At 69.5% G+C, this 25,585-nt stretch carries 21 protein-coding genes and 1 pseudogene; 13 read left to right on the top strand and 9 right to left on the bottom strand.

What is annotated here, in order from left to right:
- Positions 1-230: 230 nt before the first annotated feature.
- Positions 231-359 (bottom strand): ImmA/IrrE family metallo-endopeptidase, encoded by a 129-nt coding sequence (locus ABZ444_RS15270; RefSeq protein ID WP_357996231.1) that lies wholly within the window; start codon positions 357-359, stop codon positions 231-233.
- Between the two features lie 150 nt (positions 360-509).
- Positions 510-968: a DUF2690 domain-containing protein gene (locus tag ABZ444_RS15265; RefSeq protein WP_357996211.1), complete on the bottom strand. Its 459-nt coding sequence runs from the start codon at positions 966-968 to the stop codon at positions 510-512.
- A 216-nt stretch (positions 969-1,184) separates the two neighbouring features.
- Between ABZ444_RS15265 and ABZ444_RS15260 the strand changes: the two genes are divergently transcribed.
- Complete coding sequence (locus ABZ444_RS15260) at positions 1,185-1,862, top strand: response regulator transcription factor (RefSeq protein ID WP_357996208.1); 678 nt, start codon at positions 1,185-1,187, stop codon at positions 1,860-1,862.
- A 19-nt stretch (positions 1,863-1,881) separates the two neighbouring features.
- On the opposite strand, the gene ABZ444_RS15255 is transcribed toward ABZ444_RS15260, so the two are convergent.
- Positions 1,882-3,171 (bottom strand): HAMP domain-containing sensor histidine kinase, encoded by a 1,290-nt coding sequence (locus tag ABZ444_RS15255; RefSeq protein ID WP_357996205.1) that lies wholly within the window; start codon positions 3,169-3,171, stop codon positions 1,882-1,884.
- Between the two features lie 85 nt (positions 3,172-3,256).
- Here ABZ444_RS15255 and ABZ444_RS15250 point away from each other — a divergent pair, with 85 nt between their 5' ends.
- From ABZ444_RS15250 to ABZ444_RS15230, 5 genes are all read left to right on the top strand, one after another.
- Positions 3,257-3,871 carry a hypothetical protein gene (locus ABZ444_RS15250; protein ID WP_357996203.1) on the top strand — a complete coding sequence of 205 codons (615 nt, stop codon included), beginning with the start codon at positions 3,257-3,259 and terminating at the stop codon, positions 3,869-3,871.
- The gene (locus ABZ444_RS15245; protein WP_357996200.1) at positions 3,829-4,521 is read left to right on the top strand and encodes an ABC transporter ATP-binding protein; all 693 of its coding nucleotides are present in this window, start codon (positions 3,829-3,831) and stop codon (positions 4,519-4,521) included. Before ABZ444_RS15250 ends, ABZ444_RS15245 begins: the two co-directional genes overlap by 43 nt.
- Positions 4,518-5,195, top strand: coding sequence for an ABC transporter ATP-binding protein (locus tag ABZ444_RS15240; protein WP_357996197.1), 678 nt, complete (start codon positions 4,518-4,520; stop codon positions 5,193-5,195). The genes ABZ444_RS15245 and ABZ444_RS15240 overlap by 4 nt, the downstream gene beginning before the upstream one ends.
- A complete protein-coding gene (locus ABZ444_RS15235; protein WP_357996194.1) occupies positions 5,189-7,714 on the top strand; it encodes an FtsX-like permease family protein in 2,526 nt (841 codons plus the stop codon). Before ABZ444_RS15240 ends, ABZ444_RS15235 begins: the two co-directional genes overlap by 7 nt.
- Positions 7,715-7,962: 248 nt before the next feature.
- Positions 7,963-8,901, top strand: a complete 939-nt coding sequence (locus ABZ444_RS15230) for a hypothetical protein (protein WP_357996191.1) — start codon at positions 7,963-7,965, stop codon at positions 8,899-8,901.
- A 239-nt stretch (positions 8,902-9,140) separates the two neighbouring features.
- On the opposite strand, the gene ABZ444_RS15225 is transcribed toward ABZ444_RS15230, so the two are convergent.
- Positions 9,141-10,958, bottom strand: a complete 1,818-nt coding sequence (locus ABZ444_RS15225) for a glycosyltransferase (RefSeq protein ID WP_357996189.1) — start codon at positions 10,956-10,958, stop codon at positions 9,141-9,143.
- A 204-nt stretch (positions 10,959-11,162) separates the two neighbouring features.
- Here ABZ444_RS15225 and ABZ444_RS15220 point away from each other — a divergent pair, with 204 nt between their 5' ends.
- Both ABZ444_RS15220 and ABZ444_RS15215 read left to right on the top strand, forming a co-directional pair.
- Positions 11,163-11,603: a hypothetical protein gene (locus tag ABZ444_RS15220; protein ID WP_357996186.1), complete on the top strand. Its 441-nt coding sequence runs from the start codon at positions 11,163-11,165 to the stop codon at positions 11,601-11,603.
- Between the two features lie 248 nt (positions 11,604-11,851).
- On the top strand, positions 11,852-12,898 hold the full coding sequence (locus ABZ444_RS15215) for a bile acid:sodium symporter (RefSeq protein ID WP_357996183.1): 1,047 nt from the start codon (positions 11,852-11,854) through the stop codon (positions 12,896-12,898).
- A gap of 262 nt (positions 12,899-13,160) precedes the next feature.
- On the opposite strand, the gene ABZ444_RS15210 is transcribed toward ABZ444_RS15215, so the two are convergent.
- On the bottom strand, positions 13,161-13,877 hold the full coding sequence (locus tag ABZ444_RS15210; RefSeq protein WP_357996180.1) for an ABC transporter permease: 717 nt from the start codon (positions 13,875-13,877) through the stop codon (positions 13,161-13,163).
- A gap of 586 nt (positions 13,878-14,463) precedes the next feature.
- Between ABZ444_RS15210 and ABZ444_RS15205 the strand changes: the two are divergent.
- Both ABZ444_RS15205 and ABZ444_RS15200 read left to right on the top strand, forming a co-directional pair.
- A pseudogene (locus ABZ444_RS15205) lies at positions 14,464-14,898 on the top strand (hypothetical protein); the annotation flags it as partial.
- Positions 14,899-14,914: 16 nt separating this feature from the next.
- The gene (locus tag ABZ444_RS15200) at positions 14,915-15,433 is read left to right on the top strand and encodes a tyrosine-type recombinase/integrase (protein ID WP_357996176.1); all 519 of its coding nucleotides are present in this window, start codon (positions 14,915-14,917) and stop codon (positions 15,431-15,433) included.
- Positions 15,434-15,919: 486 nt separating this feature from the next.
- Here ABZ444_RS15200 and ABZ444_RS15195 read toward each other — a convergent pair whose 3' ends face one another.
- Positions 15,920-17,083, bottom strand: a complete 1,164-nt coding sequence (locus ABZ444_RS15195) for a hypothetical protein (RefSeq protein ID WP_357996173.1) — start codon at positions 17,081-17,083, stop codon at positions 15,920-15,922.
- A gap of 204 nt (positions 17,084-17,287) precedes the next feature.
- Here ABZ444_RS15195 and ABZ444_RS15190 point away from each other — a divergent pair, with 204 nt between their 5' ends.
- Positions 17,288-18,271: a tyrosine-type recombinase/integrase gene (locus tag ABZ444_RS15190; protein ID WP_357996170.1), complete on the top strand. Its 984-nt coding sequence runs from the start codon at positions 17,288-17,290 to the stop codon at positions 18,269-18,271.
- Between the two features lie 388 nt (positions 18,272-18,659).
- Positions 18,660-18,803, top strand: coding sequence for a hypothetical protein (locus ABZ444_RS15185; protein ID WP_357987751.1), 144 nt, complete (start codon positions 18,660-18,662; stop codon positions 18,801-18,803).
- A gap of 136 nt (positions 18,804-18,939) precedes the next feature.
- Here the strand turns inward: ABZ444_RS15185 and ABZ444_RS15180 are convergent, their stop codons facing one another.
- On the bottom strand, positions 18,940-19,698 hold the full coding sequence (locus ABZ444_RS15180) for an endonuclease domain-containing protein (RefSeq protein WP_357996167.1): 759 nt from the start codon (positions 19,696-19,698) through the stop codon (positions 18,940-18,942).
- Complete coding sequence (locus tag ABZ444_RS15175; protein WP_357996164.1) at positions 19,695-20,372, bottom strand: recombinase family protein; 678 nt, start codon at positions 20,370-20,372, stop codon at positions 19,695-19,697. The genes ABZ444_RS15180 and ABZ444_RS15175 overlap by 4 nt, the downstream gene beginning before the upstream one ends.
- Positions 20,373-20,426: 54 nt before the next feature.
- On the opposite strand from ABZ444_RS15175, the gene ABZ444_RS15170 reads away from it, so the two are divergent.
- Positions 20,427-22,133, top strand: a complete 1,707-nt coding sequence (locus ABZ444_RS15170) for a DUF2079 domain-containing protein (protein ID WP_357996161.1) — start codon at positions 20,427-20,429, stop codon at positions 22,131-22,133.
- A 92-nt stretch (positions 22,134-22,225) separates the two neighbouring features.
- Here the strand turns inward: ABZ444_RS15170 and ABZ444_RS15165 are convergent, their stop codons facing one another.
- Positions 22,226-25,273, bottom strand: a complete 3,048-nt coding sequence (locus ABZ444_RS15165) for a Tn3 family transposase (protein ID WP_357996158.1) — start codon at positions 25,271-25,273, stop codon at positions 22,226-22,228.
- Positions 25,274-25,585 lie beyond the last annotated feature (312 nt).

Here is a 25,585-nt window from a genome sequence, read left to right as displayed (position 1 = left end):
TTCGTTCTTCTTGGTCGTTGAACCAACTACCGGAGACCTCTTCGTTCAACGATCACCGACACGCCTCACACGCGATCTTTCGAAACACGGCCTAGATCGACGTAGCCGTCGCGGAAGGGATCGAGGAACTCATCAGGGACGAGCAGATGGGAGGCGAAGAGGTTGGCCTCCGCCTCCTCCATGCCCGCTGACGCACTCGGTTCTCCTGTGCATTCCAAGGTCCCGATATGTCATGGAATGACAACATGCCCCAACTCGTGTGCGGCGGTGAAGCAGCGACGCCGAGCAGGGGCGTTGGCCTTGAGGAAGACCTGTTCCCGACGCCCTGAGGAGAGAATGGCCAACCCGTCGCACTGCATGGGCCAGTCGAGGATCTCAAGATCGGCGTACTCGTGGAGCAACGTCTCGACGTCTACGACCGGCTTCAGGTTGTGTACAGCCACCAGCGTGGTTCCAGAGGATCGAATCGGGCCGCGAACTGGAGGGTGTGGTGGGCTGGAGAGCAGCCTTCAGCAGCCTCCTCGGGTGGAGTTCTGGTACCAGGATTCGCAGTAGGCGTAGCTGTGCCCACCGTCGGTTGACAGCCAGTACGTGCCGTTGACCTGTTCGTTCGGGGCGTAGGTGACGTCGGTCCACATTCTGTCCCCGCCGCAGTACGCTGCGGCGCCTGACACCGGCCACTGGTGCGCGTCATGTGATGACCGGACCTGTGCCCAGAAGCAGGCACCGTTGCTGATGCCGACGATCCTGGTCCAGTTCACCCCGCAGGCAGGCGACCAGCGGATCTCCAAGGTTCCGTAATGGGTGCCGAGGTAGTCGATGCTCCTGGCGAACACCGTGCTGCTGTTCCCCGAGCAGATGATGTCGATGGGGTCCAGGCCCTCGCAGCTGCGGGTCTTGCCGCCACCAGGTAGGAGCCATGGGCCGCAGCACCGAGGGCGCCCCAGGCCGACCATCAGGGCGATCACGCAGCGGCTGGCCGCGTGGATCGCGGCGGTGATCTAGGAGCGGCCGATCGGCAGCCGACGCCGCTCATCGACCATGGGCCCTCCCCCCGAGGGTGTGGACAACTGAGTACCGGATGCTGGAACTCCTCGGCCTGCTCCTGGCCAGGATCGGGCTCGCCCTTGGACTGGTCGGCATGGCGGGCTCGCCTTGGCAGCGCAACTCATACCATCGACGGCATGGCATGTGTGCTGGTCGTGGAGGACGATCTGGTCATCCGGTCCGAGTTGGTCGAGGCGCTGGCCGCCCAGGGGTACGAGGCGGAGCCGGCCGCGGACGGGGCGGAGGCGATGCGGGCGGCCGAGCGGCATCAGCCGGATCTCGTCCTGCTGGATCTGGGGTTGCCCGATGTGGACGGGGTGTCCCTGTGCCGGCGGTTGCGGTTGAGGGTTCCGGACACGGTGATCGTCGTGCTGACGGCTCGTACGCAGGAGTTCGAGGTCGTGGTGGCGCTGGACGCGGGGGCTGACGACTACCTGACCAAGCCGTTCCGGCTGACCGAGCTGATGGCCAGGATCCGCGCGCACCTGCGGCGGCGTGGCCCGGCGCCGGGGGAGCGCATACTGACGGCCGGGCGGTTGAGGCTCGACCTGCCGGCGCGGCGCGCCTACGTCGGGCAGGAGGAGGTTCTGTTGCGGCCCAAGGAGTTCGACCTGCTGGCAGCGCTGGTCAGCCGGGCGGGCGAGGTGGTGACCCGCGAGCAGCTGATGGACGAGGTGTGGGACGAGAACTGGTTCGGCCCCACCAAGACGCTGGATGTGCACGTCTTCGCGCTGCGCCGCAAGCTGGCCGAGCACGGCGAACCGATGGAGCGCATCGTCACGGTACGGGGGCGCGGCTACCGCTACGAGCCATGACTCGCCGCCCATCCGGTGGTTAGTCGCCGTGACGGGGGAGCAGCAGGCTGAACAGCGGGGGACTGGCGCGGCTGAGCACCAGCCTGCCGCCTTCGGCCTCGGCCAGTGACCGGGCGAGGGCGAGGCCGATGCCGTGGCTGTGCCCGCTGGACCTGACGAACGGGTCGCTGTCCGGGGCCACGCCCGGCCCGTGATCGCTCACCTCGACGGCCATGCCGGGCCCCACGTCGGAGACGGTGACGGCGACCTCTCCCCGGCCGTGGCGCAGGGCGTTGTCGAGCAGGACGCGCAGGATCTGCCGGACGGCGGCGGGCTGGGCGGTCACCGGCGGCAGTGCGGGTTCCACGGTGATGGTCAGGCGGCGGCCCACTTGGGCCAGCGGGCCGTGCCATTCTTGCCGGATCTCCTCCATCAGCGCGTCCACATCGAGTCGCTCGGCGGGCGCGCGGCTGTCGCGGCTGAGCCGTACAAGATCGTCGAGGACCTCCTGCAGCCGCTCACCCCTGCTCAGCGCCGCCCGGACGGCCGGGGTCAGGTCCGTGCCGGGCCGGGACAGCGCCGATTCCAGGCCGAGCAGCAAGCCGGTCAGCCCGGTGCGCAACTGGTGGGAGACATCGGCGCTGAAGGCGCGCTCGCGGGCGAGCACGTCGCCGAGCCGGCGCGCCGTGGACTCCAGCGCCTGGGCGGCCTGGTCGGCCTCCCGCAGCCCGGAGGGGGCGGCGCGGACGCTGAAGTCGCCGCCGCCGAGCGCCTGCGCCGCGGCGGTGAGCCGCTCCAAGGGGGCGGCGAGCCGCGCCGACTGGCGCACAGCCGCGCCCGCGGCCAGCGCGATCACGATCAGCGCCAGCCCGCCCATGAGCAGCCACGCCTGGTGGATACGCTGCTCGACCGCGGCGTTCGGCGTCGCCACCCGGATGATCAACGCGGGGCCCTCGTCAGAGGGGACGGGAGCCGACACCGCCAGGAAGCCGCCCTCCACCGCGTCGTGAACCCGGCCGTCCTTGCTGAAGGCGGCCAGGCCGGAGTAGGCGGGGCCGTTGCCGAACAGGCGGGCCCCGGCCTTGGTGTAGCCGCCGATGGCCAGGTCGCCCGGCACTCCCGTCGGCAGTTTCAAAGGCCCCCGCGGCTCGTCGGGGACGGCGGCCGCGACCCAGGCGGCGTCACGTTGCAGGGCCGCCACAGCCTGATCGTGGTAGAGGATGTTCACCGCGATCGCCAGCGGCACCAGGAAGAGCGCGACGGCGACGGCGGTCACGCTGACGATCACCACCAGCACCCGCCGACGCAGCGGGACACCCTGCGCTGTCACCCTTCCAGGGTGGCAGACGTCAGGTAAACGTCCCGCTAACCGGTTGCTGAGCGGGCGCTTGCCGGCCTGTTCCTAGCGTGGAGACATGAAGGTACGGCGAAGCGTCATGGCCCTGATCATGGCAGGGCTGGCGGCAGGCTGCTCGACAGTCACGCCCGCCCAGACCCAGGCCCAGCCCCAGACGCAGACACAGGCACAGGCACAGGTGCCCGCGGGCAACGGCACCCCGGCTCCGCAGCCCTCGGAGTCGAATCCGCCGGGCGACATCCCGGACGACACGGTGTTCGTGACCTACCGGCACCCCGGGCAACCGTACGAGGTGAAGGTGCCCGAAGGGTGGGCGCGCACGGACCTGTCCACCGGGGCGAGCTTCACCGACAAGCTCAACAGCATCCGCATCGAGACCAGGCCCGCCGCGTCCGCGCCGACCGAGACGTCGGTCAGGAGTGGGGTGCCCAGCAGCAACATTCGCACGGTGGACACGGTGGCAAGGAAGGGCGGCAAGGCCGTGCGGATCGTCTACCGCGCAGGCAGCAGCCCCGACCCGGTCACCGGCAAGGTCGTCAAGGACGAGGTCGAGCGCTATGCCTTCTACCAGTCCGGGCACGAAGCGATCCTCACCTTGTCCGGGCCGGTCGGCGCCGACAACGTGGACCCGTGGCGCACGGTCTCCGACTCCTTCCGCTGGACGGCGTCGTGATCGTGCAGGCCGAAGAGCTCTACCGGTTCTACCGGTCGGGCGACGAGGAGACCAAGGCGCTGCGTGGCGTCAGCCTTGATGTCGCCGCGGGCGAGGTCGTGCTGGTCAGCGGCCCGTCGGGTTCGGGCAAGTCGACGCTGCTGGCCTGCCTGGGCGGGCTGGACGACCCGGACGGCGGCACCGTCAGGGTGGACGGCCATCGCATCAGTCACCGGCCGGAGGCGGAGCGCGCCGCGCTGCGCGCCCGGCTGGTGGGGGTGCTGTTCCAGAGCGGCAACCTGATCGAGCATCTGACAGTGGCGGCCAACGTCGACCTGGCCCAGCGGCTGGCGGGGCGGCGCGATCGTCGCCTGCGTGATGAGCTGCTGGACGGTCTGGGGCTGGCGGCCAGGGCGCGGGCGTGGCCGAGTGAGCTGTCCGGGGGCGAGTCGGCCCGCGCGGGGCTGGCGGTGGCGCTGGCCAACCGTCCGGCGTTGCTGCTGGCCGACGAGCCCACCGGCGAGCTCGACCAGCACACCGAGGGGCCCGTGCTGCGGCTGATCCGCCGTCAGGCCGGCGAGCGGACCGCCGTGGTGATCGCCTCGCACAGCCCGGCCGTGCGGCGGCTGGCCGACCGCGTCCTGGAGCTGAAGGACGGCCGGGCGACATGACCACGCAGGCCAAGGACCGGGCGGCGGGCATGACCGCGCTGGTCACCTGCCAAGGCTTGGCCCGCTCGTACGGCAAGGGGGCCAACGCCCTGGTCGCCGTGCACAGCGTCACCTGCGAGCTGCGGCCGGGACAGCAGATCGCGATCACCGGCCCGTCTGGGTCGGGCAAGACGACGCTGCTGCACCTGCTGGCCGGGCTGGACCGGCCCACGGCGGGCCGGATCGCCTGGCCCGCCCTCGACGACCGGCCGCGCGGCCACGTCGGCGTGGTCTTCCAGGGGCCCAGCCTGCTGCCCCCGCTCAACGTCGCGGAGAACGTCGCGCTGCCACTGGTCATCGCGGGTGTCGAAGACGCCGAGGCCAGGGAACGGGCGCTGATCGCGCTGGCCACGATCGGTCTGGCCGGTCTGGCCGGGTCGCTGCCCGAAGAGCTGTCGGGCGGGCAGGCGCAGCGCGTCGCGGTCGCCCGCGTGCTGGCCGCCGAGCCGCGCCTGATCATCGCGGACGAGCCCACGGCCCAGCTCGACTCGGACCTGGCCCGCAAAGTGGTGGACCTGCTCGTCGGGGTGGCCTCCCGGCTGGCGGCGGCCCTCGTGGTGGCCACGCACGACCCGCTGGTCGCGGCGCGGCTGCCCGCTACCTGGACCATGAGCGACGGAGCTCTCACATGCTGATCCTCATCTGGCTGCGCGGCCTGCTTGCTCGCCGGACGGGCAGGCTGGCCGCGGCCGCGGCGGGCATCGCGCTCGCCGTGGCGCTTCCCGCCGCGCTCGGCGCGTTCCTCGCGACTGCGAAGACCACCATGACGGCCCGCTCGATCCAGCGGGTGGCGGTCGACTGGCAGGTGGAGCAGCAGCCCGGCCAGAGCGTGTCCGTCCCGATGCCCGGCACGTCCAAGCAAGTGAACTTCGCCAGGATCGACGGGCTGGAGTCCCGCCAGGCCGGGCAGACGCTGACCACGGGCGCGGGCCAGGTCCTCGGGCTGCCCCCCGGTTACTCCGGCACCTTCCCCGGCGAGCTGCGCCTGCTCGCGGGTAAGGCCAACGGGCCGCTGCTGGCCCAGCAGACCGCCGCCAACCTGCACGCCCAGCCCGGCGCCAGTGTCACCGTGCGCCGCCCGGGGCTGCCGGACGCGACGGTGGCGGTTACCGGGGTGGTGGAGCTGCCCGCCGCCGACTCGCTGTTCCAGCGCGTCGGAGCACCGCCCGGCGCGCAGCCGCAGGCACCCCCGGACAACGTGCTGCTGCTGCCGGAGAGCGACTGGCACCGGCTGTTCGACGGCATCCCGCGCGACCGCGTGCGCACCCAGTTCCACGTCCGCGTCGACCACCGGCTGCCGCCCGACCCGGCCGCCGCCTACACCGCGGTCACGGGGCAGGCGCGCAACCTGGAGGAGCGCATGGCCGGCAGCGGCCTGGTCGGAGACAACCTCGGCGCGGCCCTGGACGCCGCCCGCGAGGACGCCCTGTACTCCCAGGTGCTGTTCCTGTTCCTGGGCGCGCCGGCGATCGTGCTGGCGGCTCTGCTCGCCGGTCTCGTGACCCGCGCCGGGGCGCCACGGCGGATGGCCGATCAGGCGCTGCTGCGTACCAGGGGCGCCTCCAAGAGCACGCTGGTGCGGCTCGCGCTGGCCGAGACGGCGCTGGTGGGCGTGGCGGGAGTGCTGGCGGGCCTGGGGCTGGCCGCGCTGGCCGGGCGGGCGCTGTTCGGATCGGCGAACGTGTCGTGGTGGGCGGCCGCTCTGGGACTGCTGGTCGCGGCCGTCACCGTGCTGCCGCCCACGGTGCGTGCCACCACCGTGGCGGCCGCTCGCCGTCCGGTCGGCGGATCGCGCCGATCGCCCGCCTGGTTGCGGTACGGGCTGGACCTGTGGCTGCTGGCGGGATCCGCGGTGATCTTCTGGATCACCAGCAAGAACGGCTACCAGCTCGTCCTGGTCCCCGAGGGCCTGCCCCAGCTGTCGGTCGACTACTGGGCCTTCGCCGGGCCGGCCCTGCTGTGGACCGGCGCGGGCCTGCTGATCTGGCGCCTGACCAGGACGCTGCCCATCACCTGGGCGGTCCGGCCGCTGACCGGGGGCCTGGCGGGCACCGTCTCGGCGATGCTGACGCGCCAGCGCGCGCCGCTGGCCCGGGCGGCCACCCTGGCCGCACTGGCCGTCGCGTTCGCCGTCTCCACCTCCGTGTTCGACACGACCTACCGCCAGCAGGCCCAGGTGGACGCGGAGCTGACCAACGGCGCCGACGTCACCGTCTCCCAGACCACCGCCACCCAGGGGCAGCTCGCGGCCGTGCCGGGCGTCGGGCGGGTGGAGCCGCTGCAGCACCGCTTCGCCTACGTCGGCTCCGACCTGCAGGACCTGTACGGCATCCGCCCCTCCACCGTGCGCCTGCACGACGCCTACGTCTCCGGCGGCACCGCCCGCGAGATCCTCGACCGGCTCGCCCGGCAACCTGACGCGCTGCTGGTCAGCCAGGAGACCGTCAACGACTTCCAGCTTCACCTCGGTGACCAGGTGCGGCTGCGGACCGAGAACGGCAGGACCGTCCCCTTCCACTACGCCGGCGTCATCACCGAGTTCCCGACCGCGCCCCGCGACAGCTTCCTCGTCGCCAACGCCTCCTACCTGACCCGCACCATGCCCGCCGACACCCTGTACCTGATCAGCACCGACGGAGCCCAGCCGAGGCAGGTCGCCGCAGACCTGCGCGCCAGGCTCGGGCCGACGGCGAAGGTCACCGACGTGCAGACCACGCGCCAGGTCGTCGGCAGCAGCCTCACCGCCGTGGACCTGGCCGGCCTGACGACCATCGAACTCGGCTACGCGCTGGCGCTGGCGGCCCTGGCCACCGGTCTGCTGCTGGCACTCGGCTTCGCCGAGCGGCGCCGCACCTACGCGCTGGCCCGGGTGCTGGGGGCGACCCCGCGGCAGCTGGGCTCGTTCGTGTGGGCGGAGGTGGCGCTGGTCGGGGTGGCCGCGGCCGTGCTCGGGGCGCTGTGCGGGTGGGCGCTGTCGAGGATGCTGGTCGCCGTGCTCAGCGGGGTGTTCGACCCGCCTCCCGACGCGCTGGCCGTGCCGTGGGCCTACCTGGCCGTGCTGGCCGTCCTCGGCGTCGCGGCGTTGCTGGTAGCCGGGGCGGCGACGCTACGGGCCGCCCGCCGCCCGCCGATGACCGTGTTGCGCGACCTGTGATCCATCAGTGGCCCGCTCGGAGGAGGATCCCACCCGGCGCACCTTCTTCGGCGATGGAATCTTGGGCCCCAAGCGGCACGCCATCGACGCCCGAGACGGTCCCTTTGCCAGGGCCGGCACACAGCATGAAGGCGGCGTAGGAGTTGGCCCGGACGAGCAAGGGCAAGGCTAGATCCGAGCTTGGATCGCCACATCGACCAGGAGGGCATATGAGCTCGCCAGGTTGCGCCTGCCGGAGAGCCGCCGTCGTGGTGGTCGGCGCCGCGATGCTCATCGCCGTGCCGGTCAGCACCATGAACGTGGCGGACGTCCGCAGCCGCAACGACGTACATGCTCAAACGCGCACCAACCTGGACGAGTCAGCGCGCAGTGCGGCCTTTGCCCGCGCGATGTACCGGGTCTACGCCACCCACGCTGCCCAGGAAAGGCTTCCGCAGATGCGGGACCTGCTCAGCCAGGCGGCACGCACCGAGTTGCACGACCACTTCACCGGGCAGGCCAAGCTGATCGAGCTGGTCGGCGACAACGCCGCGAACCTGCGCGACGCCATCACCCGCAACTCCTCCCTGGCGAGCCTGTACAGGAGGTTCGCCGCCGAAGCCGAGCACGACGGCGAGAGGAACGCGGTCCGGGTGTTCACTGATCAGGCTCGAAACGTGGCCGCCCGCCACGACACCCTGACGCAGGCGCTCGAGGCGATCGTCCACCCCGCGTCGGGCGCGGCGATCCCGGCGGCGGTGCCCGTCCCGCCGGAGAGGACCCGAACCGGCGGTCCTGCCGCATCGGCTGCCCGTACGCTGGGCAATCTGGTCACCGCGCTGATGCAAGAGGCATTCGCCGACGCCAAGTACGCCCTCTACGCTCAGCGGGCCCGGCAGACGGGCGAGCCGCGGCTGGCGATGCTGTTCGGCAGCATGGCCGGTGCTGGGCGCACAGAGCACTTCGCCGCGGAGGCACGGCTCGCCGGCCTGGTCCACGACACCAGGGCGAACACGTGCGAGGCGATCGGTGGTGAGATCTACAACGGCCGGCAGATGTATCCCGGCTACGCCAGGCAAGCCGCCAGGGTTGGCGACCACACCGTGGCGGCCCTGTTCGCCAGCACCGCGCGCGATGAGATGGAGCAGGCGCAGGCGCTCACCAGCGCCGTGTCCCGGTTGGGCACCGGCTGCCCGGCCGCGGGCTGAACCAGATCATCCACCGCCGCGCTCACCGCAGGCGCAACGCCCTCCCGGGGGCCCACCGACACCGGTCCGGCCACCACGAGCTCCAGCGCGCTCCGCCGCATGCCGGACACACGCCTCCTTGAGGTTCTGAGCACAGGTCGACGTCGGCCAACGCCCTGCTTGACTCGCGCGCGGGCCCGCTGGGACATACGACGGTACTCGCCGCCCGCCGATGACCGTGCTGCGCGACCTATGCCCCATCAGCGGCCCGTTCCCAGCTCGGCCAGGAGCTCGGTCCAGCACCGGCCGACGACCTCAGAGGTGTAGCGCTGTGAGGTGGTCAGCGCGGCCGTGCCCATTGTCCGGCGACCGGCCTCGTGGTCGATGAGCAGCCCGATCGCCGCGGCCAGGGCGGTGACGTGCTGCCGCGGGACGAGGAGCCCGTCGTGGCCGTGAGTGATCATCTCGCCCGGCCCGTGCGGACAGTCGAAGGCGACCACCGGCACCCCCTTGCTCAGTGCCTCCAGAACCGTCATCGGGAATCCTTCGCGGCGGGAGCTGAGCACGAAGATCGAGGCGGCGTCGAGTTCGGCGCCGACGTCCCCAGAAGGTCCGGGGAACTCGACTGTGCGGGCCAGGCCGAGCTCGTCGGCCAGCTTGAGCAGGCGGGCGCGCTCGGGTCCTGAGCCGACGATGCGCAGCCGCCAGCCGGGGCGGGCGGCACTGACCTGTTCCCAGGCGCGCAGGAGCAGGTCGAAGCCCTTGACCTTGGACAGGCGGCCGATCGCGACGACGGTCTCGGCGTTCAGCGGGGAGGGGCCGCCGGTGAGAGGTGGCGTGGCGTTGGGGATGCGCAGCAGGTGCCGCGGCGCTCGCGGGCCCAGTGCCACTCGGTAGGCGCCCAGATCGGCCTCTGTCAGGGTGACGAGCGCGTCGAGCCTGCCGTATCTGCGGGCGATCAGATCCTGGACGGCGGTTTTGTGGGAACCGAGGCCGGTGTGTTCCTGCCCGATCGTGATGACGCCGGGCGGGGTCAGCAGGGCGGCGGCCAGGTTGAGGCCGGGGCGCGTGGTGATCAGGACGCCGGTTCGCAAGCCGCGTAGGAAACGCAGCAGAGCCAGGTCGGTACGCAGGTCGAATCTGTCGTAGGCGGCCTCCTGCCGCGGGTTGAGCCTGCTCCGGAGCAGCCGCGCACGCAGTGCGCCGCGGGGCCGGTGGCCTGCGCGGTCGTCCAGGAAGGTGATGCGAACGCCGGGCGGCACCTCGAAGAAGGGCTTGTCCCTGGTCTTGGTGACACTGACGATCTCGACGTCATGACGGGCCGCCAGCATGCCGGCGAGGTTGAAAGCGGTCCTGATGGTGCCGCCCATGCCGTACGCGTGCAGCAGGAGGATCTTCACCTGCCGGGTGCTGCGCGGGCCGGCCCTGCGCGCCCTGCGGCGGTTGTCCGCCCGCAGCAGGAGTACCCCGACCCGTCGCGCGTTGACGGTCAGGTGGATGGCAGCCGGGGTGAGGATGATCGAGCCCAAGGTGTCGCTGGGATAGTGCGCCCCGAGGTAGACCCTCGCGGTCATCTGACCCGCCACGAGCACTGCGCCCGCCACCACCACAGGACGGAAGAGGCGGGTCTTCCTGGCCAGCAGCGCCCCGGCCACCACGATGGACAGGGTCAGGCACACATGACCGCTGGGAAAGCTGTCAGAACCGAGCTCCCGCACCAGAGCGTCCACCGCCGGGGGCCGGGGACGGGCGACGACCACCTTGACCAGCGCGCCCACGCCCCACCCCGCCGCGATCACCGTCAGCACGCCGACGGCGGCGCGGGTCCGTCCTGAAATGGCGACACCCACGACGAGGAGGACGGCCAGGGCCGTGCCCACGACGGTGCCGAAGCCCACGTTCAGGACCTGCGCCATCGCGGTGAGCCATGGGCCGCGCAGCGACTGCACCGCCTGGCTCACTCTCATGTCCACCGCTGTCCACGCCGGCGTGCGCGCGGCGAAGCCGACGACCACCCCCAGGCCCAGGAACGCGGCGGAGACCGGCACCGGGACGGTCGTTGTGCTGCCTGATCTCATGAACGCACGGTAGAGAGAGGCGTGACAGCGTCCGCTCAGCACTCGGTTAGCGCGGCGCTTACCTTTCCGCGGGCGCAGGCCAGGGGCAGATCCGGGGTTCCGGCCAGGATTAACCCCACGTTGTGGTCCGCCGAACCTGCCGCTGTCCCGCGTCTCCGCAGACTGAGTGCGTCAGTACGACGCCAATGCATCGGAGATATTTCAATGCGTAAGTCCATGCTCATCCCCGGTCTCGCCACCGTGGTCGTCCTCGTGGCGGGCGGCGGAGCTGCCGCGTACGCCTCCTCCCTCGACCAGAGCCCCGCCCCCACCTCCTCCCAGTCCTCCGCCACCCCCTCCGAGCAGGCCCCCGAGAACGAGGCCGCCACGCCTGCGGAGAGCGCGGACCCCAACGAGGGCACGCAGGAAGACGCGCAGGGCCAGCAGGCTGAGGCCGAGGACGGCAACGACGACACGGCCGGCCAGCAGGCCGAGGCGGAGGACGGCGACGACGACCAGGGCGCCGAGAAGGCCGAGGCCGAGGACGGCCAGGACGACAAGGGGCAGGAAGCCGGCTCCGAGACCCAGGAGGGAAAGCAGGGCCAGGCGGGCGACCAGCACGAGCAGGAGGGCAAGGGCGACGCCTCCGAGCCCGAGGACGGCTGAGCCAGGCGCCGGGCCCCCGCCGACTCGTCGTCGGCGGGGCCCGGCCACTCCTGAACTGTTCGGCGCCCGCTTCTGCCGTTGCCGCGGCAGGTCAGCGGCACTGCCGGCCTTCCGGCAAGTCTGTCCGGCCGCACGACAAGCCCCTCCGACCACGGGCGCCGGCTCGGCCGGGCGGCCATGGCCGCCCGGCGCGCCAGTTCCTGCCCCCCGAAGTGCGGGTCACTGACGGTAATCGATAGGTTGCTCAGATGATTGACCGGATGGTGGGCTCGATGCAGCGGCGGCTGCTCGCCTTGATGATCCTCTGCTATCTGCTGGCTGCCGCCGCACCGCGGCCGGGCGAGGCTGTGCGGGCGATGGCGCTTGGATCGGGTGGTCCGGTCACGGTGCCCATGGTCTTGCTGGCTGTGATGTTGTCGACCGCCGGTCTCGGAGTGCGGGTACGGGATCTGCGCGCCGTCGTGGGTCGGCCCCTGCGGTTGGCGTCGGGCGTGGCGATGAACGCGTTCCTGCCCGTGATGCTTTTGCCGGTTGCTGCGATGTGCCTGCGGGCCTGGCCCGACGCCGCGGAGGTGGAGTGCCTCGCGGTCGGGTTGCTGCTGGTGCTGGCCATGCCGATCGCCGGCGGGGCGGCGTCATGGGGGCAGAACGCTGGAGGCAACGTTCCCTTGGTGGTCGCCATGGTCGTGGGCTCGACGCTGCTCAGTCCTGTCACGGTTCCGTGGGGGCTGACCGTGTCCGCCGCCCTGGTCGGCCCAGGGGGCGCACGTAGCCTTGATGACACGGCGCGGCTGGACGGGCTGGCTGGGACGGCGGGCGCGGGCGCGTTCGCGCTGGCCTTGATCGTGCTGCCCTCTCTGGCCGGGATCCTTGCGCGGGCCATGCTCGGGGAGCGGCGAGTGGCACGCATCGCGCCGGTCATCAAACTGGTCAACATCGTGAACATCCTGCTGCTGTGCTACCTCAACGCCTCCGGCGCGCTCGGGCAGGCGCTGTCGCCCCCCGACCCTGACTTCCTGGCTCTGGCCGTCGGCGTGGCCGGTGCGGTCTGCTGCATGTCCTTCCTCGTCGGCAGGTGGATGTCCCGATGGACCCGATGCGATACTCCTGACGGCATCTCGCTCATCTTCGCCACCGGCATGAACAACACCAGCGCGGCGGCGGTCCTGGCCACGAACTGGTTCGCGCACCGTCCGCAGGTCCTCGTGCCGATCCTGGCCTACAGCCTGCTGCAGAAGCTCGCCGCCAGTCTGTTCGGAACCCGGCCGCCCGCGCGGCCTGCGGCGCTGTCATGAGCCCTCCGGCACCGTCTCGGTGACGCATATCCCCGCCGCCAGCGCCAGGTTCGCGGCTTGATTTTCGACTTCGATCAGCTCGCGCGGCGCGTCAGTCTGTTCGACCGGTCCAGATCGTTCTTGCCGCCAGGCCCGACCACCAGTAGCTCCGACAGGCGCCCTTCAGGGGGCCCATCGGCTGTGCCCTTGGCCGAAGGTGAGCGTGAAGCACATGCCCAGCCCCACCGACCCGCCGAGCGGGGGAGGTGTCAGCCCAGGAGGCTCAGGTGAAGCAGCCACGCGCGACCATCTCGGTCGCCACCAGGATCGCGATCGCCTCAGCGGCCAGCAGAGCCACCAGGACAACGAGCTGCACGACTCCAGCCTCGATCGGGCTCGCCCCGCCGAGCAGCATCCCGACGAAGGCGCCAGGAAGAGTGACCAGCCCTACAGTCCGCGTCTGATCCAGCGCGGGGACCAGCGCCTGGGCCGCCGCCGGGCGGCAGATCTCCAGCGCCGCCTCCCTGGGCAGGAAGCCCAGCGCCAGAGCCGCCTCCACCTCTCCTCTCCGCTGGACCAGTTCCTCCATGGCCCGCCGTCCGGCGAGGGAGGTAGCGGTCAGACAGCCACCCAGCAGGATCCCCGCGATCGGGATCACCACGATCCCGTCCATGGAGATCGTCCCGCTCATGGCCAGGATCGTCAGCGCTGGGGCGGTGCCCGCCGCGATCGGCACCGCCGCCCTCCACGCCTTCCGGCCACGAGTGATGCGCCGGCCCGCGGTGAAGGAGGCCACACCGTACATGAGCACAATGAACCCCGCCGCGGCCGCGAAGTAGGCGACCACCCAGGCGATCACCACGGAGACCGCGCCGAGCTGGGCGGCCGCCCGCACGCAGGCGGTCAGGACAGCCCGTCCATGTCCCAGCCGGCCGAACCAGGCCACCAGGGCGCCCAACACGACAAGAGCGATCAAGGCCACCGGCAGGAGAGCGGTCACAGAGATCCACGAAGAAGAACGCACAGCAGGTAGTGTGCCGCCGTCAACCACCTCGGCGATCGCCGGAACGGTGCCACAGCACCTTGATCCGCCAAAGCGGTGGAGCCTGGCCGCCGCTCCCGGGAGCCGGCGACCACGCCAGGGAGTCTCATCACGCCCCGTTCAACGACGGCAGCTGCTGCTGGGACCGCTCTTTTCATGCGGCCCCACCGGCTTCGGTCGAGGCGCGACGGGCACAAGCAGGCAGATTCTCGCGGCAGAAATGTATCGCGGGAAGGTCATAGTCTCCCCCTTTATGCGTTGATGGGCCTATCGCCCGATTAACCATATGGACTTTCTCTTATTTGTCTACATTACGTCGAAAGTGGGCATAAATATAGCTTCCTAGCGCCGCCGAGGGAGCAAGGGGGACGACCAGCTGCAGCCCTGTTCGCGAAGCGGTGGCGGCGCTTGACCTGCAACGAGGTGACACGCGCCGGTCGTACTCGCCGACATCTTCATGTGCGGATGGTAACCAGGCAAAGGTCAGTGTTCCGTTAACCGTGCCTCATTCCTGCGCTCATCTTAGGCTCCCTAATCTGAGCCGATGCGGCTGCTTGTGGTAATGGTAATTGTGCTCACGGACATGGCCTCCTGCAGCACGACGTCGGGCTCCTCAGCGGTGCCGACTATCCCCGCGAGGCCTCCCTTGACGGCGCACGACTCTCCAGCGCCTTCCGCTGCCGCGCTGGACGTCTACGCTCACAACCGTCCCGGTCTGCTGAGCCAGGTGGTGGTGCGGTTTCCCGCGCGGGTGTACGTGCCCAACAGCCAGGACAACACCGTAGACGTGATCGACCCGGCCACCTACAAGATTATCAACACGTATCGGGTCGGCAGGCGTCCCCAGCACGTCGTGCCCTCCTGGGACCTTGAGACCTTGTGGGTCAACAACAACGACGGCAACACACTGACCCCGATCAACCCGCTCACCGGCATACCCGGCAAGCCGGTTCACGTCGAGGACCCGTACAACCTGTACTTCAGCCCCGACGGGGGTGCATTGGCAGATCACCCAGCTGGGCTGGGAGCCGGTGCAGGGCAGGCCGAAGACCGAGGCCAGCGACCGCACCATCGCCCTGGACGAGGACACCGTCACCGCGCTGCGCGCGCACCGCAAGCGCCAAACGGCCGAACGCTTGGCCGCGGGCGAGGATTGGGTGGACAGCGGCTTCGTCTTCACCGACGAGATCGGCCGGCCGCTGCATCCCCAGCAGGTCAGCGACCAGTTCTACCTACTGGCCTTCGAGGTGGGGCTGCCGCCGGTGCGGCTGCATGACCTGCGTCACGGAGCCGCCTCGCTCATGCTCACCGCCGGGGTGGATCTGAAGGTCGTGCAGGAGACGCTGGGGCACGTCTCGTCCACATTCACCCGCGACACCTACACCAGCGTCTACCCGGAGGTGGCCCGCGCCGCCGCGGAATCCACCGCGGCCCTGGTCAACACCGCAGCGGCTGGTGCCCAGACGGCACGGCTGATCACCCTGCCGACCCATACCGGCGAGAACTTCACCTGAACCGTCGAGCCTGAGCAGGCCCGTCGAACCTCCGGCGGGCCTGCTCTTTTGTCGTCAGCCGTCAGCGCACAGGTCGTGCAGCCAATCGATCCCCTCCCTGCGCCGTGAAACGGGGCGAGCGGATGGCAGCGAGAAGCAGCGGATCCTTTATCTGCTGGTCACCAACGGCCCGGTTGGCAAGACGAGTGACCTTTGCCGGCGAGACGAGTCGCCTTGGGCGATGCTTGACCCCACTTGGAGTCATTGCTAACGACGGCGCTTGCTGGGTCTTCTGGCTTGATCTTCTGGTGGTCGTCTTCGGGGTCTGAGTTGACGGTGGCCTGGCTAAACGATCTACCGGGTTACACGGTCCGTACACAAGAGCAACCAGCGAGCAACCAGCCATGATCAAAAACGAGATCCGAGGCTGGCGAGAACCGAGAAATCCCAGGTCGGACGCGGTTTTGAAGAGTAGGGCGGGTGGGACTTGAACCCACGACCCACGGATTATGAGTCCGATGCTCTTGACTCCTCCGTCGAGTCGCCGGCGTCCGGGGTTTTTGGCTGATCGGATACGCGAGGGGATTGTTGCTGGCGTAGGAGGGCGTGGGCGACGGCGGCGGCTGTGATGGCCTCTTCGCGTTGCTGCTGGGCGGTTTTCAGGGCGTTGGCGAGGTCGGTGAGTTCGGTGCGCAGTCGTTCGGTCTCGCTCAGGGACGCGGTTTTGGATTGGTCGGCGAGGGTGCGGGCTTGTTCGGCCACGGCGGCCGCGGTGACCGCTTGTTCGCGCTGCTGACGTTCGACGATCAGCGCCTCTCGTAGCCGGTCGGCTTCCGCCGCGTGCGCTGCGGCGGCGCCGCGGGCTTGGTCGCGTTCCTGCTCGGCCCTGCGGGTCTGGACTTCCTGCTCCTGGAGGTGGTGGCGGAGGTCGGTGAGGTCGTGCTGCTGGACAGTGGCCTGGCGTTCCAGGTCTGCGATACGGGCGGTCGCCGCGGTGTGCAGCTCGGTCAGTTCGGCGGTTCGGTGGCGGGCGGTGTCACGGTGCTGCTCGGCTTGGCGTTGCCGGCCAGTGGCTTCGGTGGCGCGTTGCTCGGCTTGAGAACGTGCGTTCTGGTGTTCGCCCACCTGGCGCCAGGCGTCCTGCTCGCGTTCCTCGGCGCGGTCGCGGGCGGTCTCCGCCTGTTTCTGCGCCTGTTCGGCGGCGGCGACATGGGCGGCGGCGGTGTTGGCGATCGTCGTGGCGCGCTGATCTGCCGCCGCGGCACGCTGGTCAGCCGCTGCTGCGGCGGCGCGGGCCTCCTCGGCTGCCTGCTCCGCGGCCTGGACCTGTGCCAGGGCGCCGCTGCTCAGCTCGGTCAACTGGGCGCTCAACGCAGCCTGGGCAGCCTGCCACTGCTCGCCGGCGGCCAGCAGCGGGCCGAGGAGACCTTGGGCGCGGAGCAGCGCGTTCGCCACTGGTGCGGCATGGGAGGCGGTACGTGCCCGGTAGGCGGCGGCACGGCAGGCGTCGCTGCAGTACTTGGCGCGGCTGCTACGTCCGGGGAGGGCGTTGGCGCAACCGGGCCCGGCACATCGCAGTTCCTCGGCCGTCTCCATCGTCTCGTCGTGGAGGGTCGGCTCGTCGTCCTCGGCTGATGAGTCGGCTGCCACAAGTTCCTGATCGTCTGCCACAGTCAGCCAGACTAGCGTTCGTTGCGAACGAACGCACCTGCTTCGTACGAACGCAAACGCTGATGTCTCCAATTCTAGCCCGTGATAACCTTCCTTATCGGAGGTTAGGAAAATCGGGCGCTCCCGCCTGGATGAAGGGACGAAACGGGCATGAGTGAAGGCGGGCGATCGCCGGCGGCGGGGGAGCAGTCAACGGTTGTCGGGGTGGCGGAGAACGGGGCCGGCCACACCGTGGCCGACTATGCGCTCAGCGCGGACACCCGCCGTCTGATCGCCGAGGGCGTGCCGGCCAACACCCGCCGCGCCTACGCTCGTCAATGGGCCGCCTTCACGACCTGGTGCGCCACGCAAGGCCGGCAGGCGCTGCCCGCCACCGGACAGACGCTGGCCGAGTACACCGCCCAACTGTGCGCGGCCGGACAGGCCCCGGCCAGCATCGAGCAGGCCATGGCCGCCGTGCGAACCATGCACCGCCTGTCCGGGCACGCCGGCCAACCCGCCACCGAGGCCGCCCGGCTGGCGTTGCGCGCCTACAAACGCCAGCGCGCCGAAAACGGCGGCCGCGGCCAGCGCGAGGCCCCGCCCATAACCATCGACGCGCTGCGCGCCATGGTCAGCGCCTGCGACCTGGCCACCGCGATCGGGCTGCGCGACCGGCTGCTGCTGGTGCTCGGTCTGGCCCTGATGGGCCGCCGCAGCGAACTCGTCGCCTTGATCAGGGACGACGTGCGCGAGGTCGCCGATGGGCTGGAGGTGGTCATCCGCACTTCCAAAACCGACAAGGACTCCCGCGGCGAGACCATCGCCATACCCCGCGGCACCCACCCCCTCACCGACCCGGTCGCCGCCTGGCGCGACTGGCTCGCCATCCTTGACCAGGCCGGGCACACGACCGGGCGGCTGCTGCGCCGCATCAACCGGCACGGCGGCATCGGCCCGTCCCTGGGCGCCGATGCCGTCAACGTCATCGTCCGCGACCTGGCGGTACGCGCCGGAGTGCCCTTCGCCAACACGGTTACGGCGCACAGCCTGCGCGCCGGAGGCGCCACCGTCGCCTACGCCGCCGGAGTCCCCGTCGCGGTCATCGCCAAACATGGCCGCTGGGCGCCCGCTTCACCCGTGGTCTTGCGGTACATCAGGGCGGTGGACCGCTGGCGGGACAACGCCATGCGGAATGTCGGTCTCTGACTGGCAGAAGGCAGGCGGCGGCGAATTCCGGGGGCTACGCCTCCCGAGTTCGTCATCCGAAGATGGAGCGTGCGCAGGAGCGGAGCTCTTGATTACGTGCTGTGCGGCGGCAGGGGACCAGGCCCTGTTCATGAACAGGGCTATTGCAATGGAGTTGACTACCGCTGGTGGGGCCATCATTGGTGACGAGGATCGCAGTGCTCATGGGACCACGAGCAGGCGCGAATTCATGCCGAACGACGCAGGCCCACGATGAGGTGGTCAGCACCGTGGTCGAGGGTGAAACGGTCGCATGCGAGTCGTCGAGACCGGCACCCTCACTGTCCCGCCGGCGTTGGCCGGTGGGCCTGTCACCGGCCCGACGCGTGGTCGACCGTACAGGTTGGACATGGCCGCGTTCTTCTCCTTCAACCGTGAAGGCCTGATCACGCGGGTGCGCTCATATTGGGACACCGGGGCATTCGCCGAGCAGATCGGCATCGACGTCGCCGTCATTCGCTCCATGCAGTCCCGCGCTCGAACGCTTGCGTGAGAGGCGGGGGCCAAGGAGCGGACCTGAAGGCCCCCCGCTCGGGTCCGCGTCACCAGCCGCAAAGTAACGCTGAGTAACCGTCATCGCTATGCGTGGTCGCGAGCTCGGTCATCGCAGGGCAGCTGAACACGCCGGATCACCGGCGTTTACGGCTGATCGCGGCTCGCGGATAGGTAAGGCAGAGGTGCGCGGCCGGCGGGTTGTTGAGGTAGTCACCCCAGATGCAGCCCGTGGAGTGGGGGCAGGTCTCCAGCCACGTGTTGCAGTGCCGGCACAGCAGGCCACGGACCTGGAGGCTGACAGGGGCGTGGTCGACGAACACGCCGATCGTGCTGTGGCACGCGTGGCAGGCAGGGCCCAAGGCCGCGATCAGCGCCTTGATGATCGGGCCCAGAACCGGCCCCTGGAACGGTGGCCACCGCGCGCTGTCTTGTTCGACAGGGCATCGCTCGCGTCGCCTGACGAGCGCAGGGTTGGCCTCGGAGTCGAGGGCAAGCACCGCCCAGCGCACGGTCCTGCTGCCGCAGAGGCCCTCCTCCGGCCGGGTGCCGGGGGGCGGGTTGACCCGATAGTGCTGTCCATCCGCGCTCCACCACGTGCACCATTGCTCGTGCGGCAGGGCCGGGGGCGGCGGCTTCTTCAGTCCTCGCCACGCCCGGGCGCAGAGGTATCGCGTGCCAAGGCGCAGGTGGTAGCGGCCGTCGTCGCCGAGTACCGCGATCGCAGGGGTGAGCGCGGTGGATCCGGTGAGGATTCGGCAGGGCTGAGCGGCCCTGGCGGCGGCCAGCGCTGCCAGGGCCGCGGGCTCGTCGGTACCGGACTCCCAGGCCAGCCGGCGCAGCAGCGCGTCGCGACGGTGCTCGGGGAAGTCGGCGGGCCCCAGCCAGGCGATCACGGCGCTGTCTGCGGGGCGGTGGCTTCGAGAGCGCTCGTGGTCCGGCCGGCGCGGAGCTGCTGCAGGTCGGGGATGTGGTTGTACAGCGTGCCTGGAGAGACGCCGAGCAGCTTGGCGATCGAGGTGATCGAGTTGTCGGGGTTGGGCAGCATGTCGCGGGCGGCCCGCAGAAGTTCGGGGGTGATGACCGTGGGGCGGCCGCCGGTACGGCCGCGCGCCCTGGCGGCGGCCAGGCCGTCGCGGGTGCCGGCGACGATGAGTTCGCGGATGAACTCCGCCAGGGCGGCGAAGACGTGGAAGATGAGCCGGCCGCCGGGGGTGGTGGTGTCGAGGTTCTCGTGCAGTGAGGTGAAGCCGATCTCGCGGCGGCGGAGTTCGGCGACCATGGTGATGAGGTCGGCCAGCGAGCGGCCGTAGCGGTCCAGGCTCGGGACGACCAGCGTGTCGCCCTCGGTCAGGAAGGCGTGGCAGGCGGCGAGTTCAGGCCTTTCGGCGGTCTTGCCGGACTTCTTGTCGGCGAACACGCGCCGGCAGCCCGCCGCTTTGAGGGCGTCGAGTTGGCGTTCGAGATTCTGGCCGGCGGTGGAGACGCGGGCGTAGCCGATGCGGATCTCGCTGCGGTGGGCGGGGAAGGCGGCCAGCGGGTCGGCAGGAAGCTGCAGGGCGTCGGTCACGCCCGTCATTCTCTCAACAAACGGTGCTGAGAGGTTGTTGAACCACTCGGGTTGTTGAAGGAGTTTTTGAAGGCTGGGGAGGTCTCCGGCGACCCCGTTTTCAAGATCTTCAAAAAACGAATGTTTTCTGAAGCTGCGAGAGGGCTTTCGCGCGCGGATTGGGGTGCCGGTGAGAACCGCACCACACGGCGCAGCGGCGATGCGGTGACCATCGTGGGTCTCGCGTCCGATTTCACTCCCCGAGCCTGCTTCCGGAATTCCGTCATTCCGGAAGCTGGAGGAGCGACGAGCGTCGCGATCTGCAGTGATTTGGTACAAGCCGCTTGCGGATCTTCTACCATGATCGAAATGCGGCGTATGTGGCCTTTGGCATGCCTGGTTCCCGCGGCGGTGGCCTACGCGATCATAGGGTTGGTCGAGTATGCGCGCTTCCGTACCGGCATCTATGACTTAGTGATCTTCGATCAGGCGGTCCGTGGCTACTCCCGCTTTGAGGTTCCCGGCTCGTTCGTCAAAGACCAGTGGAACCAGCTCGGCACGGCGGTATCGATCCTGGGTGACCACTTCTCACCGATCTTGGTCGTTCTGGCGCCCCTGTATTGGATCTACGACGGCCCGCAGACCCTCATCGTCGCCCAGGCGGTGCTCTTTGCTGTCGCGGCCATCCCGCTGTGGAGACTGAGCCGACGCCGATTAGGAACACCTGCGGCCTATCTGGTCGCCACCGCCTACCTGTTGTCGTGGCCGATCGCCGAGGCTGCGGCCTTCCATTTTCACGAGTACGCCTTCGTGCCCTTGCTGACGGCTGTGCTTTTCGAACGACTCGACGCCGGTCGGCGCGGTGCTGTCATCGTCTCGGCGGCGGCGCTCCTCCTGGTCAAGGAGGACCTGGGCTTCTTCGTCGCGGGACTCGGCCTGGCCCTGCTGTTCCGCCCGTCATGGCGCCGCATAGGGGCGGCCATGGTCGTGGTCGGCCCCTTGGCGGTGTGGGTGACGAGTCAGATCGTCATCCCAGCGTTCGGCGGCTCGTCGGGCCGTTACTGGTATTACAGCGGCCTCGGAGCAGGTCCGGGGGAGGTCATCACCCGGCTCCTCATACGTCCGCTGGATGTCCTGTCCGTGCTCACCTCGCCGGGCGTCAAGGTGCAGACGATGTTGCTGCTGCTGGCGCTTGTGCTGTTCGTGCCGCTGCTGTCGCCGTACGCGCTGCCGCCCGCGATGCTCATCCTGGAACGGATGCTGGCCACCGATCAACCAGGCTGGTGGAGTACCAGTTACCACTACAACGCCGCCGTCGTCATGGCGCTGTTCTGCGCGTCCATCGATGTGATCGACCGTTTCCAGCGGCGTCGCGGCACGGCAGATGTGTCTCGCCGACGCCTGGGTTTCACCTGGGCCACCGCTTGTGCGGTGCTCGGCCTCGGGCTGGTGGCGCTCTTCCCTCTGCGCGATGTCTTCGATCCGGCCTGGTATCGAAGCGGTGCACGCGAGGACGCGGCTGCCGCGGCGGTCGCGGTTGTCCCTGATGGGGCCTTGGTCGAGGCCGCCAACCAGGTTGGGCCGAACCTCTCGGCCAGGACCAAGGTGGTCATGTGGCGGCCGATGCCACGCCGTGCTCCATGGGTCGTGGCCGACGTGGCCTCGCCCCAACCGATCTTCAAGTCAGTTGAGGAGCAACGGGCCGACGTCGCCGAATTGCAGGCTCGCGGTTACAGGCTGGTGATGGAACGCGAAGGTTACATCGTCCTTCACCTGCCCTGAGGCAAGGGGGCAAGGGCTGGGCCAGCCGCTGATCCGGTTGTTGATCTGGTCGCGGAAAGGGCCGAAATAGGTCATTCGCCACTCAGGGCGGATCAGGTGGGACGTTGCACCTCCATGCCCGACCCAAGGTCGAGTTGTTTGCTCATGTCGAGCTCGAACTTGCCATACAGGTTCAGATGGGACCAGAAGAGAGCCGACAGAGCGCGCCGGTCGGCGTCGGTGAGCTTCTTGCGCCACTTCGGCTCGGCCAGGACGATCTGCACCATCCTGGTGTTCAGGTAGACGATCGCGGCCTGGACCAGGTGAAGGGCCAGCGCGGAGACCTCGACGTGTTCGCGGTCGTCGCCGGTCAGATCACCGGCCTTGCCGTAGAAGATGTCCTTGTTGGCCGAGTTCCAGTTCTCGACCACGTTCAGGCCTTCGTGGATTTCGCGGCGCAGTTCCTCTGCGGCCAGGTAGTCGCAGATGAAGACGGTGCGGATCACTCGGCCGAGTTCTTCGATGGCCCGGTAGGTGGGGTGCTTGGGGCCGCCGCGGGTGAAGCGGCGCAGCATCTGGTGGGCCTCGGCGGTGCCCAGCCGCAGGGCCGTCGCGTATTTGATCATCTGGTCGTACTGGTTGGCGATCAGCTCCCAGTCGATGGTCTTGCCCGACAGGACGCCGTCCAGCTGCGGCCAGGCCTCGCCTTCGGTCAGGCCCGGCCGGTACAGGCGGGCCGAGCCGATGTTCTTCAGCCGGGGCAGCAGCTTGAAGTCCAGCAAGTGCGAGAACGCAAAGCCAACGATCGAAGCTCCGTGCGTATCGGTGTACTGGCGATCGATCTCCGCGCTGGTCAGGTGCCGGAGCAAGCCCTCGATCATCGAGGCCACCTCGGAGTCGGTGGTAGATCGCACCTGGCTGTAGATGCACACGTTCTTGCGCTCGACGTGCCAATAGACCATGATCCCGGCGCCGCCGTAGCGCTGGTGCCACTCGGTCATGAAGTTCGCCGACCACGAGCCGAACTTGCGCGAGTCCGACGCGCACGCCGTGCCCGGCCCCCACAGCGAGACATCGCGCACCTCCAGCGTCTTGTTGACCACCGTGCGGATCGCGGCGCGCAGGTTGTCGCGGTTGACGAACAGCCGGCGGGTCCGGCGCAGCGCGGCCTCGGTGTCGGCCTCCATCCCCTCGATCGCCGCGGTGCCGTCGGCGACCCGTTTGATCCCCATGTTCGTGCCGAGCCCGAAGGTGCACAGCAGCAGCCGGCGGCGCAGCACCTTCGCATCAGTCACCGTGCGCGAGGCCACCGAGGTGAACTCGCCGGTGAAGTCGGTGGCGTGGTCGACGTTCTTGATCAGGTCCAGCAGGTCGATCACGCCCCAGCGGCGGGCGATCTCCTCCTTCAGCGCCTCCAGGTTCTCCGGCTCGATCTGCTTGCCCAGGGGCGGCACGCTAATCCACGGCTCGCCCTTCCTTCTGGTGATGCTCACCCCGCCCGTCGTGGCCTTCTTCAGGCCCTTGTTCAGCCGGTCCAGCGCCGCCACGTGCCGCTTTTGCAGGTCGGCGATGAAGTCGGCCGGGTCGCGGGGCTTGGCCAGCGCCTCGTAGTGCACGTCCCGGTTGTCCTCGAAGTCGGCGGGCAGATCCTCATCGGGGTTGCGCCAGGTGTTGGCGCCCTCCACCCAGATCTCGCGGCGCCGGACGGCCTTGCGCAGCGCGACCAGCACGCACAGCTCGTACGGGATCCGCTCCACCAGGCCGCTGTCGGGGTCCAGGACCGCATCGCGCCAGTCCTCGGGCACGACGTGCTCCAGCGGCACCGCCTCGGCTGCGGCGTAGAAGTCGGCGTCGGAGCCGTCGTAGCGCTTGAGCAGGTCCAGGGCGTCCATGACCGGCTTGAAGGTGTCGTTGCTGGAGCGGAACCTCACCGCCTTGAGCAGCTTGGGCAGGCCGCGCCGGTAGTGGTGGGAGTAGGAGCCGCGCAGCTTGGTCCGCACCCGGGTGCGCAGCTCCTTCTCGTTCGCCTTGGCCTCGGCGATGATGTCTTCCAGCGTCCGCTCGCCGACCACCGGATACAGGGCCTTGCGGACGATCTCCTCCGGCAGCTCCAGCGCCGCCGTGGCGAGCTTCACCAAGATCCCGTTCTTGCCTTGCACCCGCCGGAACTCGGCGTTGAGCTCGCCCTCGACCTTCTTCTCCGCCCGAACGCTGATCTTGTGCACGAGCTGGATCAGCAGCTCCACCAGCCCGTCGATCAGCTCCGCCTGCCGCACCTGGCACAACGCGGCCAGCAGGGTGAGCCGCACCGGCGGCGCCGCCGCCTCGAAATCGGACGGGTACATCTTCATCGCCCGGGCCCGCCAGCCCGCCACGACCTTCTCCGAGACCCCCTCGAACAACGCGGCAGGCAGCCCGATCGCCTTGACCCGCTCCAGCTTCACGATCTCGGCCAGCAGCGTCTCCAACTGCAGCGGCCCCGGGTCCTCCTTCAGCTCCTGCAAGAACGCGCGCCGCCCGCCACCAGCGACCTGAGCCTGCCCGTCTCCTTGCGTGGCGTCTCCCTCTGGAGCGTCCTGTCCGGCGACCGGGGCACCGGCCGGAGCAGGCTCGGCCACGATCAACTCTTCCAGCTTGCCGACCGACTCGAAGGACAAGCGCTGCACGGTCGTGGCAGTGAAGTTCCGCTCGAACATCGCCTCTGCCGCGCCCAGCACGCGTTCGATCCGGGTCGTCTTCGGCGGCTCGATCCGGTCTTCGCGGCAGCGCGCCAGCAGCGCGCCGCGCAGCCGGTCCCGCGACATCTCCACCGGACAGATCTTGGTGGCTAGCCAGTCGGCGAGCTTGTCCTCATCGCCGACCGTCGGCTCGCGGAAGTCGTGGAACTTCCTGATCTGCGCGCGGTGGTACTCGATCGTGCGCCCGGACCAGTCGTAGGCGGCGAACAACTCCGCGTCCACTTTGACCTGTCCCGCCATGAACTCCACCGCGGCGCGAGGTATGTCCTCCCGGCGAGGGAGCCTGGCTTCCAGCTCGAAGAACTTCAGCATCAGACCGAAGCCGAGCCGCGTCGCCCCGGATTTGTTCGCCAGCAGCGCGAACTCCTCCTCATCCAGCGTCCAGCACTCGATCAGGTCCTCTAACTCCCATTCGCGTCGCATGCACGCACCTTTCTCCCGGACCTCCAACAAGGGTCAGGAGAAACATGTTTTGTAACCGCTCGGCTACCAACCGGTATGCCACACCCGTGATGGCGACGCAACGTGCCAGAGACATAACTCTTTGCCATATTGCGGCCCGGTTCACGAAGGAGTCCGTGGTCAAACCGCACAGCAGCAGTCACACAGCGTTACTTTGCGGCTGGTGACACGGACCCGAGCGGGGGGCCCTGAACGCCGCTCCGGCGTGAGCGGTCGGATCTTGTCGCCAGTCGCCGACCGGAAGACGATATCGCTGTGACCAGCGGGAGAAGC

Origin of the sequence: Nonomuraea sp. NPDC005730 (assembly GCF_040630865.1) — a bacterium.
In the GTDB taxonomy this organism is placed as follows: Bacteria; Actinomycetota; Actinomycetes; order Streptosporangiales; family Streptosporangiaceae; genus Nonomuraea.
The sequence above is the reverse complement of the archived record's forward strand: the minus strand, read 5'-3'. Positions and strand labels throughout refer to the sequence as shown.